At 48.3% G+C, this 14001-nt stretch carries 12 protein-coding genes; 4 read left to right on the top strand and 8 right to left on the bottom strand.

The features are described from left to right. From RCH83_RS03655 to RCH83_RS03630, 6 genes are all read right to left on the bottom strand, one after another. The coding region (locus RCH83_RS03655; protein ID WP_306519125.1) for a cob(I)yrinic acid a,c-diamide adenosyltransferase at positions 1-451 on the bottom strand (451 nt) is incomplete at its 3' end. Between the two features lie 93 nt (positions 452-544). Beyond that, positions 545-1534, bottom strand: a complete 990-nt coding sequence (locus tag RCH83_RS03650; protein WP_306519123.1) for an iron ABC transporter permease — start codon at positions 1532-1534, stop codon at positions 545-547. Then, a complete protein-coding gene (locus RCH83_RS03645) occupies positions 1534-2316 on the bottom strand; it encodes an ABC transporter ATP-binding protein (protein ID WP_306519121.1) in 783 nt (260 codons plus the stop codon). Before RCH83_RS03645 ends, RCH83_RS03650 begins: the two co-directional genes overlap by 1 nt. A 207-nt stretch (positions 2317-2523) precedes the next feature. Further along, positions 2524-3579, bottom strand: a complete 1056-nt coding sequence (locus tag RCH83_RS03640; RefSeq protein WP_306519120.1) for a nitrate- and nitrite sensing domain-containing protein — start codon at positions 3577-3579, stop codon at positions 2524-2526. A gap of 133 nt (positions 3580-3712) precedes the next feature. After that, positions 3713-6829: an efflux RND transporter permease subunit gene (locus RCH83_RS03635; protein ID WP_306519118.1), complete on the bottom strand. Its 3117-nt coding sequence runs from the start codon at positions 6827-6829 to the stop codon at positions 3713-3715. A 2-nt stretch (positions 6830-6831) separates the two neighbouring features. Further along, entirely contained in the window at positions 6832-7761 is a 930-nt protein-coding gene (locus RCH83_RS03630; protein ID WP_306519116.1) for an efflux RND transporter periplasmic adaptor subunit, read from the bottom strand. A 351-nt stretch (positions 7762-8112) separates the two neighbouring features. Between RCH83_RS03630 and RCH83_RS03625 the strand changes: the two genes are divergently transcribed. The 4 genes from RCH83_RS03625 (at position 8113) to RCH83_RS03610 (ending at position 11839) form a co-directional block, all read left to right on the top strand. Beyond that, positions 8113-8781: a DUF2982 domain-containing protein gene (locus tag RCH83_RS03625; protein ID WP_306519114.1), complete on the top strand. Its 669-nt coding sequence runs from the start codon at positions 8113-8115 to the stop codon at positions 8779-8781. Between the two features lie 63 nt (positions 8782-8844). Further along, on the top strand, positions 8845-9180 hold the full coding sequence (locus RCH83_RS03620) for a hypothetical protein (protein WP_306519112.1): 336 nt from the start codon (positions 8845-8847) through the stop codon (positions 9178-9180). Between the two features lie 99 nt (positions 9181-9279). After that, positions 9280-10956 (top strand): DUF342 domain-containing protein, encoded by a 1677-nt coding sequence (locus tag RCH83_RS03615; RefSeq protein ID WP_306519110.1) that lies wholly within the window; start codon positions 9280-9282, stop codon positions 10954-10956. A gap of 124 nt (positions 10957-11080) precedes the next feature. Next, positions 11081-11839, top strand: coding sequence for a DUF2884 family protein (locus tag RCH83_RS03610; RefSeq protein WP_306519108.1), 759 nt, complete (start codon positions 11081-11083; stop codon positions 11837-11839). A 73-nt stretch (positions 11840-11912) separates the two neighbouring features. Here RCH83_RS03610 and RCH83_RS03605 read toward each other — a convergent pair whose 3' ends face one another. Beyond that, the gene (locus RCH83_RS03605; protein WP_306519106.1) at positions 11913-12998 is read right to left on the bottom strand and encodes a succinylglutamate desuccinylase/aspartoacylase family protein; all 1086 of its coding nucleotides are present in this window, start codon (positions 12996-12998) and stop codon (positions 11913-11915) included. Further along, on the bottom strand, positions 12998-13915 hold the full coding sequence (rimK, locus tag RCH83_RS03600) for a 30S ribosomal protein S6--L-glutamate ligase (protein ID WP_306519103.1): 918 nt from the start codon (positions 13913-13915) through the stop codon (positions 12998-13000). Before rimK ends, RCH83_RS03605 begins: the two co-directional genes overlap by 1 nt. Positions 13916-14001: the final 86 nt, after the last annotated feature.

Genomic DNA, 14001 nt, shown 5'->3' with positions numbered 1-14001 from the left:
GCAGCGCCATCAGCACCTCATCCAGACTGATGTAGTCATAGGTCAGCATATAAGTCAGCTCATCGAGCAGCACCAGATGAATAGCAGGGTCTTGCAGATAAACTTTAGCCTGTTGCCACACCGCCTGAGCTGCGGCTATGTCCAGCTCGCGGTTTTGGGTTTCCCAGGTAAAACCTGTGGCCATCACGGCAAAAGGCACGCCATGGCTTTGTAATAAGTTTCTTTCGCCACAAGCCCAGCTGCCTTTAATAAATTGGGCTACTGCCGCTTTCATACCATGGCCTACTGTGCGGCTGACCATGCCAAAACCTGCGGTAGATTTACCCTTGCCATTGCCGGTGATCACCAGCAACAAACCTTTGTCTTGGGTGGCAGCAGCAATACGTTCATCCACTTTTTCTTTCAGTTTTTGCTGACGCTGCTGGTGACGGCTTTTTTCAGAAGAGTTCATTGATTGCTCAACTGTGGCTGTATGCTGCTGCAATTCAGTGTTTTCGGCTGTAGTTTGTGATCTTGTGGCAGATGTTGTCATAAAGTTACACTCTTAGCCGCGACGGCGGCTTAATAACAATAAAAAGAACAGGCTGCCACAGGCTGAGGTAATAACGCCAAGTGGCAACTCCTGATTTGGCAACAGAGTACGGGCGCCGGCGTCCACCCAGATCAAAAAAATGCCACCACAAAGGCTGCTGCCGATAAAAAGCGTCAGCGCCTGTGAGCCAAGCAGCAGCCGCACCAGGTGTGGCACCATCAGACCAATAAAACCTATACCACCACAATAAGCCACAATACTGGCGGTCAGCGCTGCTGTCAGCAGCAAAAACAATAACCGCAGGGGTTGCACCGGCACGCCAAGACTGATGGCCGTTTGATCGGACCAAAGCATAGCGTCGAGTTGCCGGCGAAATAAACAGGCCAGCATCAGACATAACAGCAGGCAAGGCAGAATAAACCACAACGGCTGATAGCTGGCACGCGACAAGCTGCCCATCAGCCAGAACATGACTCTGTTGGCGGCAAAAGGGTCATGTTGATACAACAGCAGGGCAGTGATGGCGCTGAATAAAAAACTAACGGCAACCCCTGATAAAATAAACAGATCAAGTTGTTGCCAGCGTCCCAATAATGCAAAAGCCAACACCAGCGCTATTGCAAGCAAGGCACCGATAAAAGCGGCAAGCGGCAACGCAATCACAGAAGCGGGTAAATATAAAGTGGCTAGGGTAGCGCCAAGGCCTGCGCCGGCAATAACGCCAAACAGGTATGGGTCTGCCAGTGGGTTACGGCTTAAATGTTGTAATAAAGCACCACAAAGCGCCAGACCAGCACCTGCGACAAAACCCAATAACAAACGCGGCAATCTGAGTTGCCACAACAGTTGCCACTGTGCAGGTTGCTGGCAGTCTGCATTTAAGCATGACCAAAGTGCCTGCCACTGCAGAGTGACAGCACCTGTGTTTAAACAAAAGATCAAACTGAGCAGTGTCAGTAACAGCAGCAATAGCCAGCGACCCGTTAAAAAAGACTTTGCCATCAGCAAACTCCCGGCGCGAAAGTCAGTCGTGGTTTGCCGTCAAAAGGGTTGTTATCCACCAGGCAAGGTCGGCCAAAAACCCGGCTGATCAAGGGTTCTGTCAGAACCTGCGCCGGCGTGCCTATAGCGACAGGCACGCCGTTGCTCAGCAGCAACAGCCGGTCGCAATAACTGGCAGCAAGATTTAAATCATGAAAACTGGCGACCAGACTGAGTTTAAGCGAACTAATCAGCTGTAATAACTGGTGCTGAAACTGAATATCCAGATGGTTGGTGGGTTCGTCCAGTAACAAAACGGATGCACCCTGCATCAGAACACGCCCCAGCTGGGCACGTTGTAACTCACCCCCGGATAAGTCCGTCAGCTGTTGTTGTTGTTTACCGGTTAAGCCAACCTGTGCCAAACATTGTTGCAATTTAATCAGATCACTTTTGCTGTTTTGCTGCCAGAGCTTTTTGTGAGGTAAGAGCCCAAGCAACATCAATTCTGTCACTGTCATGGCTTGAGGTTGTTCAGTTTCCTGCGACAATAACGCCAGTTGTCTTGCTCTTGCTCTGAGGTTGAAATAACGGATAGGTTGACCACACAACAGCACTTCCCCCTGAGTTGCCGGGTAAAGGCCGGCTAACAGCTTGAGCAGCGTAGATTTACCGGCGCCGTTTGGACCAATCACACCCAAACGTTCGCCCTGTTGTAAATCCAGACTGATGTTGGATAGTGCCGGGGCTTCAGCCCAGCGAAAACTGAGTTCATGACAACTTAATACCCATTCAGGTTGCATTACGGATCTGCATTGTTAAACCGCCAAAATGGTGGCGTAGTGTTTGGCTGATAGGGCTGGTCATGTGCCGGATGATACTTTGGGCTGAAGATGGCTGGCAGTCTAACAAAAAAAAAACGTCAAGGCACGGACAGCACTGCAAAACAGGCATGTTTCACAGTGTCTTATCAGTTGTTCCGGCTGTGCTTATCAAGATGAAGTCCATTGTCAGTTGCTGAATTGATTGTGCATAGTGCTTTCTAACCGGGCATTTTTTGCAACGGGCTGGTTGGCTCTGTTCAGGCGATACATGCGCCACAATAACAGCAATAACAATAACACTATCAGTTGTTGGTGTAATTGCAGCTGAAGCAACATTTGTTGTCGTAATAAATGTGCTTTTGCCAGGTCTTGCTGCAATTGAAACTGCAACTGCCGTTGCAGCAGATAGAGTTGATTGATGTTTTGGGTCGCCAGCGAAAACCATTGTGCTGGCGTCACAGAGAACTGCTGCTGCAGTGCCTGCTCGCGCACCAACACCAATTGTTGATAGGCCTCACTTTGTTGCCATTGTTGCCAGAGCGTCAACACAGTTGCCGGACTTTTTGCTTCAAACTCCTGCAAAAAGTCCCTTTGTTCATTGACGACAAACACATAGTTTTGATGGCGGCCTGCAGTCATTTCCTGCTCTGCGGTTGCTATATGCAGCAGAGCGCGTTCAAGACCCGCCCGCTCAATGGCTTCGGTTAAGCTGCTAATGGCGGTGCTATGTTGTTGCCAGTCAAGCTTGCCTTCCTGACGCAGGAGCTGCACAAATTGCAGCAAAGGTTTAATCACGGCACTATAAGCTTTAATCACCGCAGCACCATCTGTTGGCATCAGATCCAGCCCGTTGTAGGTTACTTCTTGACGCAAAGCCAATAATGGATGTTGGCGGGTAAGTTGGTTTAGCGGCATGTTTTCCGCTGACGGCCGGTGTTGTTCTAACACAACAGAAAGATCGCGCCAGGCTGCATCTGTTAATAAATACTGGATCTGTAAAGCAGGTTTATACGGCAGAGAAGGGGTAACCTGGCCTGCACTTAAACCGCGTTCCAGTTGCAATTGTTGGATCAGATGTTGTACCGGCAACAGCAAAGGCATTAATTGCTCTGTCCGGCGGATTTGTTCGCCTTGCTGGTGGGTTTGTTGCCACCAGAAAAGGGTCAGCAACAGATAAACGCTGCACCATAACAATGCTAGCCAGTACAGCCAATGAACCCGGTTTAGCGGTATAAATGCCATCCCTGTTGTCCTTCACGATGTGCTCCTGACTACAGCATAGTTTGTGCCTGAAATATGTCCATTCGTCATGCTGTTTCAATCTGATTGGGAGCAACAATAGTTGCCTGACAGGCAACTATTGTTGTAGCGATTTCTATCCGCCTGCGTCGCTGTTAGCTTTTGCTGAGTGCTGCAGTTGCTCCAGTTCTTTGCTGATACTTTCCGGTGAACGGGTGTTACGCGCCAGTGCCACATAAGCAACAGGCACCACGTACAAAGTCAGCAAAGTGGCAAAACCAACACCGGCACAAATCACCATACCAATCACCATGCGACTTTCTGAGCCAGGGCCTGAGGTAATAATGAGCGGAATACTACTCATCACAGTGGTAAAAGCAGTCATAGTGATAGGGCGGAAGCGTTGCACTGCAGCTTGTTCAATCGCCTGCATAAACTCAACCCCTGAATCACGCAGCTGGTTGGCAAATTCGACAATTAAAATGCCGTTTTTGGCCACAAGCCCGATAATCATCACTAAGCCAATCTGGCTGTAGATATTCAGCGTCATGCCAGCCAGATATAAACCGCCTAAAGCACCGGCCAGGCCAAGCGGCACTGTCAGCATAATCACCAGCGGGTGAATAAAACTTTCAAACTGCGCAGCTAACACCAGATAGGTGATGATCAAAGCCAAAGCAAAAATCATGATGGTGGATTCACCGCTGTCTTTAAACATCAGTGACTCACCTTTATATTCAATGCCAACATTGCCGTCTATTTCACTGCGCACTGTTTCTTCCAGGAAAGTCAGGGCTTCACCCAGACTGTAACCCGGTGCCAGGTTGGCCGAAATGGTAATGGCGCGCATTCTGTTGTAACGGTTTAAGGTGGAAGAGGTGGCTTCTTCGGTTAAGGTTACCAGATTATCCAGTGGGATCAGCTGGTTAGAGCCGCTGGAGCGCACATAAACATTGGAAATATTGCCAGGTTTGCTGAAATCGTCGTCGGCACCTTCCAGAATAACGTCGTATTCTTTACCACGGTCAAGGAAGGTGGTGACACGCCGGCCTCCCAGCATGGCTTCCAGCGCACGACCCACCACTCCCACTGAAATACCTAAATCGGCGGCCCTTTCACTGTTAATTTCGACCAGTACCTGCGGTACTGTTTCTTTGTAATCGTGATCAAGCATCAGCAGGTTCGGGTTTTGCTGGGCTTTCTTCAACACTATGTCACGCCATTTGGCCAGCTCATCATAAGTATTGCCTTGCATCACAAACTGCACCGGACGGCCACCACCACCACGACCACCACTTAAGCCACTGCGTTGGTTAATAAAGGTACGCACGTCGGGCAGGGCATTTAGTTTGCCGGCAATTTCCGGCAGCAGCTCTGCGGTGCGGCGCTGGCCGTTGTGCCAGTTTTCACTGCCGACAATAGCCATACCGCCGGTATTACCAAAACCAGGCACCCGGATCAATAATCGGTTTAACTCACCTTTTTCGTAGTAGGGCAGCAGAATATCTTCAATCAGCTTCATATTTTTGCTGTTGCTCTGATAACTGGCACCTTCTACCGGGCTCATCATCACAAAAAAGGTGCCTCTGTCTTCAGCTGGTGCCAGCTCTTGTGGGATCAGTTTTAACAAATAACCGCTGGCAACAAAACACAGCAGTAATAACAACATGGTCGGCCATTTTTGTTTGGTCACTTGTTGTAACTGCGCGCGGTAGCCATGTTCAATTTTGCTAAATACACGGTGAATAAAAGCGCTGAAGGCACTTTCGCGTTTATCGTGTTTCAGCATTTTGCTGCATAACATTGGCGTTAAGGTCAGCGCTGCCACTGCGGAAAAAGCCACTGCTGCTGCAACGGCAAGAGCAAATTCGGTAAAAAGTTTACCCAAATCACCTTGCATAAACACCAGCGGCACAAAAACAGAAATCAATACCAAAGTGGTGGCCACCACGGCAAAACCTACTTCGCGGGTGCCGTTATAAGAGGCCAGCAGCGGGTGTTCACCTTCTTCAATACGGCGGTAAATGTTTTCCAGCACCACAATAGAATCATCCACCACCAGACCTATCGCCAGCACCATGGCAAGCAAGGTCAGCAGGTTAATGGAAAAATCCAGCGCATAGAGCACGGTAAAAGCACTGATCAGTGCCACAGGTACTGTAATGGCAGGAATAAAAGTAGCGCGCAGGTTGCCAAGGAAAGAAAAAATCACCACAACCACCAGCACTAAAGCAATACCAAGGGTGTTGTAAACCTCGTGGATAGACTCAGCAATAAACACCGAAGAGTCATAACCAGGCACTATGGTGGTTCCAGGCGGTAAAGTTGCTTTAATACGTTCGGCTTCAGCGCGCGCCGCTTTGACCACATCCAGTGTATTGGCTTTGGATTGTTTAATAATGCCAATACCCAGCACACTTTTACCGTCACTGCGAAATTCACTTTCTTCGTTTTCAGATGCCAACACCACTTCGGCCACTTCACCTAAACGCACCAGATAGTTGTTGTCGCCTTTTTTTACCACCAGACGGTTAAAGTCCTGCTCTGTTTTATAAGTACGCACCACCCGTACAATAAAATCGCGGTCTTGCGACTTTACATTACCGGCTGGTAGCTCGACGTTTTCGTTGCGCAGCACATTTTCAATGTCCTGTACTGTGACACCCCGTGACGCCATGGCGTCTTTGTCCAGCCACATCCGCATGGCGTATTTACGTTCACCGCCAATTTGCAAGCGTGCCACACCATCCACCACTGAAAAACGTTCGGTAATAAAACGGTCGGCGTAGTCGGTCAGCTGCAGATTACTCATGTTTTCGCTGCTGAGTAAAAACCAGGCAATAGTGTCGTCGTCACTGTTGGCTTTAAATACTTCAGGCGGCCTGGCCTGATCCGGCAGATTGTCCATCACACGGGAAATTCGTTCGCGCACATCGTTGGCCGCAGCATCAATATCGCGGTTGATATTAAATTCAATAGTGACATTGGAGCGGCCAACTCTGCTGTTAGAGCTGATATTTTTAATACCTTCCACACCACTAATAGTGTCTTCTATCGGTTGGGTAATTTTGGATTCAACAATTTCGGCAGAGGCACCGGGGTAATCTGTGCTGATAGTCACCACCGGCGAGTCAATATCCGGAAATTCCCGCAGCGGCAGCATGCTAAAACAGACAATACCAAAAATCACCAACACCAGATTGACCACAGTGGCGAATACCGGTCTTTTCACTGAAACATCAGAAAGCCACATGATTATTGCTCCACGCGGCTGATGCTGACACCGTTTCGCAGTTTTTGGGTGCCTTCAATCACAATTTCATCACCGGCCTTTAAACCAGACACTACTTCCACACTGCCCGGAATACGTTCACCCAGTTCAACTTCAACTTGCGACACTTTATTTTCTTTATCAACAACAAACACATAATGTTTGTTTTGCAGCGGCACTATGGCTTTTTCCGGTATTTGCAAAACAGCTGTATTGGCAAGTTCAACCTGGACATTCAGTAGCATGCCGGGGCGCAGTTTTAATTCCTGATTTGCAACAATGCCATGCACTTTAATAGAACGGGTGACAGGGTCGAGCCTTGGATCCAGCGCTTTAATTTCGCCGCTAAATACCTGGTCGCCATAAGCTACGTTGGTAATACGCAGGTCAAGGCCTGGCACTAAATCGGCCATATAACGTTCGGCCACGTTAAATTCAACCCGGATAGTGGAGATGTCATCCAGCGTGGTCAGCACTGTGCCTGTGCTGATAAAAGCCCCTTCACTGACCTGACGTAAACCAATAAGGCCATCAAATGGCGCACGGATCACCATTTCATTTAAACGGGCCTGCACCGCATCAAGCTGGGCCTGAGTGGCATTCACTTTGGCTTGCTGTTCATCAAGCAATGAAATAGCGCTGGCCTGAGTGCGGGTTAAGTTTTTCAGCCGGGCCAGCTGGCGTTTTTGCTCCGACAATAAAGCAGCCAGTTCATTCACCCGCGCTTTTTCTTCGGTGTCGTTCAGCTGGGCAATAATTTCGCCTTTTTTAATGCTCTGACCTTCGCGGATTTGCAAAAATGTCAGGTAGTCGCTGGTGGCGCTGACAATTTTTGCTGAATCGTAAGCCAATGCTGTGCCCAGTGCTTTTACTTCGCGGTTGAGCGGCGCCATCGCCACTTTGGTGGTACGCACGGTGTTTTCCTGAGCGCCGCCTTTTTTAGCAGGCGCATTTCCTTCAGCGGAAATATATAAATAGATAATAAAGCCGCACAGAGCTGCGAGCAGAATCCAAATAAGACGGTTTTGACGTTGTGGCACTTTGACTCCGGTCCATATCAGTAAAATATAATCTGGGGTATTGTATGGAAATACAGCTGGACTGGATGTTGAAGTTATCGCAGCAGCGCAGGCGTTGGTCGTATAGATGGAGTGAATAATGGCAGATAAACCTTGTGAGCGGTGCCGGATGATTCGTTTTTATCTGGTGTGGACCATTCTGATGACAGTGTTTACCTGGTATTACCTGGACTTGTAGGAGGCTTGATGCGGTATTTATATCGTGACCAGTCTGCCAAAGGTGGTATCGCCTTGTTGTTGTCGGCTACTTTGGTGTTGTTATTTTTTATTCTGCTGCTGTCAGTTGCCCCGGACCTGACCACAACACCAGGCTGGCTGGTGCTTTTTCTGCTGCTTATCGCCGGTATATTTGTCGGTTATGCCAAAATCACTGAACCTTTTTATGCGGTAGAGCTTTGTCCTCAAGGTATTCGTTATCACCACCGGCGTGGCAGCTGGCTATTAGCCTGGACTTGTTTATCCCATGTGTCGGTGCCCACATTAGCCGGGCAGGGTGAGCTGGCTTATGTCGGTTTTAAAGTGACAGATTATGATCAGTTTCTGGCAACTTTGCCGCTTCGTCTGGCGGTCAAACTGCTGGTAGAACAACGGCATTTATTGTTGGCCGCTCTGCGGCAGAACTGCCCGTCCGGCACCTGCGCCAGCACTATGTTGGTGGAGCACACTGAATTTAACAGTAAAAAGTGCCGTTATTCCGGTGTACAGGCGATGTTCGCCCACCGGATGCAACATTTATCACAACTACTGGGGGCAGAACTTTTTATTCCGGTGCAGGTGCTGCCGGTAGATGCAACAGAGTTTTGCCGCACCGTAAATCAAAGTCGCTTGATCTATTTAAAAAAAACGGCGACCTAGACACATTTTTTCTGCTGTATCATAATGCCAGCACTAACCAGCCACACATTGGTGAATCATCCTATGAGTAATTATGAAAGACCTTTTCTGGTCAGCGGTCGCAATACCATCATTCACAAACAAAAAAAGCTGGACCTGATCCTGATCAACGACGACCACGATCCTGTGGTTATAGTGTCGCGTACCGGTGTAAAACTTTTTACTGAAGAAGTGCCGGCCAGTCGTGCCGAAGCCAAAGAACGTTATATGGATTTAGTCGATATAGGCAGTGCCGATGTTTTTGGTGAAAATAAAACTTTATTGTTTGTGCAGGCGCTGAACAACAAAGAATACAAAATTGACTACAGCAAAGCCGGTACAGATTTGTTTATCCGTGTCCATCAGGAAAACTATATCTAACTGAGCAGTTCTTCATGCCCTGTTGTAGTACAGGGCTTGCCTTTATGCTGAAAATTTGTTTCAGTATCCATCAAACTAAGTTATAGATGTGATCTGGCAGTGAACTCTATCCGTATGCAATTTAGCCGCAATGAAGATGCCATTCTGGTGGAGGTCGCGGTATCGCTGTTGCCTTTTACCAGTGCACAAGTGCTCGAGGAATTGCATGCGGCCGGTTATGGTCGTTGTTTTATTCTTGGTGAACAACTCAATCAACTAATGGCCGATTATCAGGCTGTTCAGTCTGAGATTAAACTGCACAAACGTCCCGATGGCTCACGTATTCAACGCAAAATTGCGCTGAGAAAAAACGCTGAGCTGAAGTTAGAAATTTCCGCTGATGCGATGACGGCAACCGCAGCTGTCACAGCAGCCTGGGGTGGCTCACCTGTTTCCGCAAATGATTTGGTGAAAGCTGCACAAGACTACGGCATTCATTTTGGTTTTCAAAAAGAACAGATTGTGCAATTGGTGACAGCTGCAAGTCGCGCTGAACCCGGCACTGTCAGCACACAAATTATTGCGCTTGGCCGGGTAATGGAGCCTGGTTTAAACGCCCGTTTTGAACCCCTGGTTGAAGGCATGTCTGTGCGTAGTACCAAACCTGTGGTACTTAGCCAGAGCAGAGTGGATTTGCGCGACTTTGGTGTGATCCCTGCTGTGGTTGCAGGTCAGCCTGTGGTGCGGCGTTTGCCCCCGACCAAAGGTGTTGATGGCATTAATGTGCGTGGCGAAATTGCACTGGCGCCTCCAGGTCTGCCGCTTGAGTGGAAGCCTGGTGAAGGTGCAGAAGTCAGTCCGTCTGATCCGGATCTATTATTGGCCACTCGTGATGGCATGCCGCGGGTGCTGGAAGCCGGCGCTGCTGTTGATGAAGTTTATGCTGTCAAAAAAGTAGATTTATCAACAGGTCACATTCAGTTTAAAGGTGCTGTGATCGTGAATGGTGATGTCACCGAAAGTATGAAAGTGATAGCCGGTGGTAATGTGTTTATCAAAGGCACTATGGAAGGGGCTTTGATTGAGTCCGGTGGCGACGTTTCAATTGGTGGCTCTGTCATTGGTCATCAGCTGGCGAGCGAAGAAGATAACGAAGAACTCTTTAGTACAGTGGTTAAAGCCAAAGGAGATGTACGTTGTACTTTGGCACAATATGCCGAAATTGACGCCGGTGGTGATTTTCACGCGGCAAAACAGATCAATCACTGTAAAGTTGCCGCCCGTATGGTGGTGGCAGGTCCTGAAGACAAATTAACGGGTAAAGTGGTTGGCGGTAATTTTTATCTGGATTTAGGTATCAAAGCCGGGGTGTTGGGTTCGCCGTCTGAAAGTTCACTGAAACTCAATCTGAATCGCAGAGTCGACCCAGTTGTCGAGAAGCAACAAGCACTGCGCCAGAATGTAGCGTCCATAAAACTTGAGATGGAACAAATTAAACAAGGCATTGATGAGCTGAAAAAGCTGGAAAAATCGGATGCCACCAATGAGCACATTAATGCCTTTATCGAAGAGTTTGAAGCACAAAGAACTGTGGCTGTTGCTTTGATTGAGGATATCAAAAGACTGGAACAACAAAAGCTGGGTTTGATGGCGGAGGCTGCGGTGTTGGTCAAACAACAGTTGTACGCCGGGGTAGAAGTGCTGCTTGGTACCGAAAGGTTAACAACCAAAAGAGAGCATGGACCCAGCATGATTAAGCTTGTTGAAGCAGCGTTAAAACTGGATCCGTTGCTGTAAATCTGACGTCCTCTCATTACTCAGACCAACGGATGTTCTGCTGCGACGCCAGCCGATGTAGTCCGGATGTATTTTTGTTATTCTGACTTTTCTTTATTCTGCTTTGTAGCTGCTGGGGTGGCGATTGCAACTTGTTCTGCTTTTTGTATTGTTATTTTATGCAACAGTCAGTAGCGCCAATGAATGCCAGATGGCGTTTCGGCATGGCATCCTGATCTCCCCTGAACAAATCCGGGTGTTAACGGACGACCGAACTCAATTTCAGATCAATGACGACAAACAGTTGTTTATTCAAGGTCAGTGGATCAGCTTGTCCACACAAGATACCTTGCTGCTGGAGCAATACAGTCAGGGCATGCGTAAGTTTGTGCCTCAGGTTGTTGCTATTGCAGTCGACAGCGTTGAGCTTGGTTTATCGGCCATTGAAGGCATGCTGATTGGCGTGGGTAATGAAAGCCAGCAGGAAGAATGGCAGGCGCTGGTGCGGGAAACCACTTATCAGCTGATGTCGCGTTTTGTCCGCAGTGGAGAGCATTTTTATCTGGCGCCACAAAGCCTGAATGAAATGGATGCTTTTTTACATGGAGAGTTGAAAGAAAACCTGACATCCCTTGCCAAAAATACCGTAGGTGCTGTGTGGGGCGCTTTACGTGACGCGCTGCGGCAAACCGACGACAACTTTGAACGCAGTGAAAGTCAGGACTGGCAAAGTGTTGAGCAGTTGATCAGCAAAATTAATTTAGGTTTGGATGCCAAAGCTGAAGAGCTGGAGGACAAGTCCGCTTTGTTTTGCCAGCGCCTGCGTGAACTTGATGATATTGAAACCCAGTTACAACAGCAGGTGCCTAAATTAAGGGATTATGATGTGGTGATTGCAAAATAATCCGACCCTGGTTGTTTTATCACAACAAAAAGCCCGCTTTATGCGGGCTTTTTGCTGTTGTGGATTTTAGCTGTTACACCAAACCAAATTCGCCGCCGAGTACCGCCGGCATAGCACTGTCCACTTCGTCGCTAATCGCGTCTATGGTTTTTTCAGCTTCGGCCAGTTCACTGACTTCAGCAATATGAAACAAAGCTTCACCTTCGTTAATCAGCGGTAAGTTATTACGGCCAATAATAATGCCGCTAAAAGTGGCGGTAACGGCCACTTCAAAGTCGGAGTAGGGCGAATAAATATGGGCCAGTACATCACCCACCTCCACTTTTTGCCCCAGGCCAAAATAATAACGGGCAATACCGTCATGCTCGGCACGTACCCAGCTACTTTTTTTCGAAAACAACGATTGGGTTTTTTCCTGTTTACGCACAGAGCGCAACATACCCAGGCTGTGCATCACGTTAACGATGCCGCGCACACCAATTTTGATCGACTGCTCGTCAAACCGCAGTGCTTCACCGGCTTCATACAAAATAATAGGAATACCCAGATTATTGGCGGTGCCGCGCATAGTACCGTCGCGGCTTGCGGCTTTGATAATAATGGGCGCATTAAAACTTTCCGCCATTTTTAATGACACTTTATCGCGGGAAGTGGCGCGTACCTGCGGCAGGTTAGAACGGTGAATAGCGCCGGTATGTAAATCAATCACATGGGTGCATTTTTTTAAGATACGATCGGTAAATTGCCAGGCCATCCGGCTGCCGAGTGAACCTTTTTCACTGCCTGGGAAACTGCGGTTTAAATCGCGTCTGTCGGGTAAATAACGTGACTGCTGCACAAATCCATAAGTGTTGACGATGGGAACCACTATTAAAGTGCCGCGCAAGGTATTGATTTTTGGTAGCTTTAATAAACGCCGGCAAATTTCAACACCGTTAATTTCATCACCATGTAAAGCCGCTGTGATCAGCAACACCGGCCCCGGCCTTTTGCCATGAATGACATGAGCACCGATATTGAGTTCAGTGTGGGTATAAAGTTTGCCAAAAGGAATATCGACCACAGCTCTGTTGCCAGGTGCAATAAAACTGTCACCAAATTCAAAAGGTTCGGCCTGGCTTAACGGGGTTGTGGCACGGGTCAGATCTGATTCAGTCATCAGAATTTATCCATATTTTTATCAAGCGCTTTTTGTTGATGACGTTGCACCTGTTGCTCCAGATAGTCAATCATCGCATCTGCCACATCAATTTCGCTGGCGGCTTCAATACCTTCAAGGCCGGGTGAACTGTTTACTTCCATCACCACAGGGCCATTGTTGGAACGCAAAATATCCACACCTGCCACATTCAGCCCCATACAACGGGCGGCTTTGAGCGCGGTCTGGCGTTCGGCTTTACTGAGTTTTACTTTAGTGGCGGTGCCGCCTCTGTGTAAATTGGAGCGGAATTCACCTTCTTTGGCCTGGCGTTTCATCGCGGCAACGACTTTATTGCCAATGACAAAACAGCGGATATCGGCGCCTTTGGCCTCGCGGATATATTCCTGCACCAGAATATTGGCATTCAGTCCCATAAAAGCTTCTATCACGCTTTCTGCTGCTGTTCTGGTCTCGGCAAGTACTACACCTATACCCTGGGTGCCTTCGAGCAGTTTAATGACCAGCGGGGCGCCACCAACCATTTCAATTAAATCGGGAATATCACCTGGTTTATCGGCAAAACCAGTGATGGGCAAGCCAATACCGTCGCGGGCCAATAATTGCAATGAATTCAGTTTGTCGCGGGCCCGGCCAATAGCGGCGGCGTTATTCAGACAATACACATTCATCATTTCAAACTGCCGCAGTACAGCGCTGCCATAAAAAGTGATCGAAGCGCCAATACGGGGGATCACAGCGTCAAACCCAGTTAAGGCTTCACCACGATAATGAATGGACAAGGCGTTGTGGTTGATATTCATGTAACACAAAATAGGATCTATCACTTCAACCTGATGGCCCCGTGCTATGGCAGCTTCCACCAGTCTTTTGGTGGAATAGAGCTCAGCGTTGCGTGATAACAAAGCGATCTTCATTCAAACTCCGGGCTATTGTCAGCCTGACGCTGTCCAGCTGATATTGTAGTGATGCTATTGTGAATTAACAGCAAAGCTATTGGTTT

Origin of the sequence: Rheinheimera sp., from assembly GCF_030824435.1 — a bacterium.
In the GTDB taxonomy this organism is placed as follows: Bacteria; Pseudomonadota; Gammaproteobacteria; order Enterobacterales; family Alteromonadaceae; genus Pararheinheimera.
Note: the sequence above shows the minus strand (reverse complement) of the source record. Positions and strands in the feature narration are given on the sequence as shown.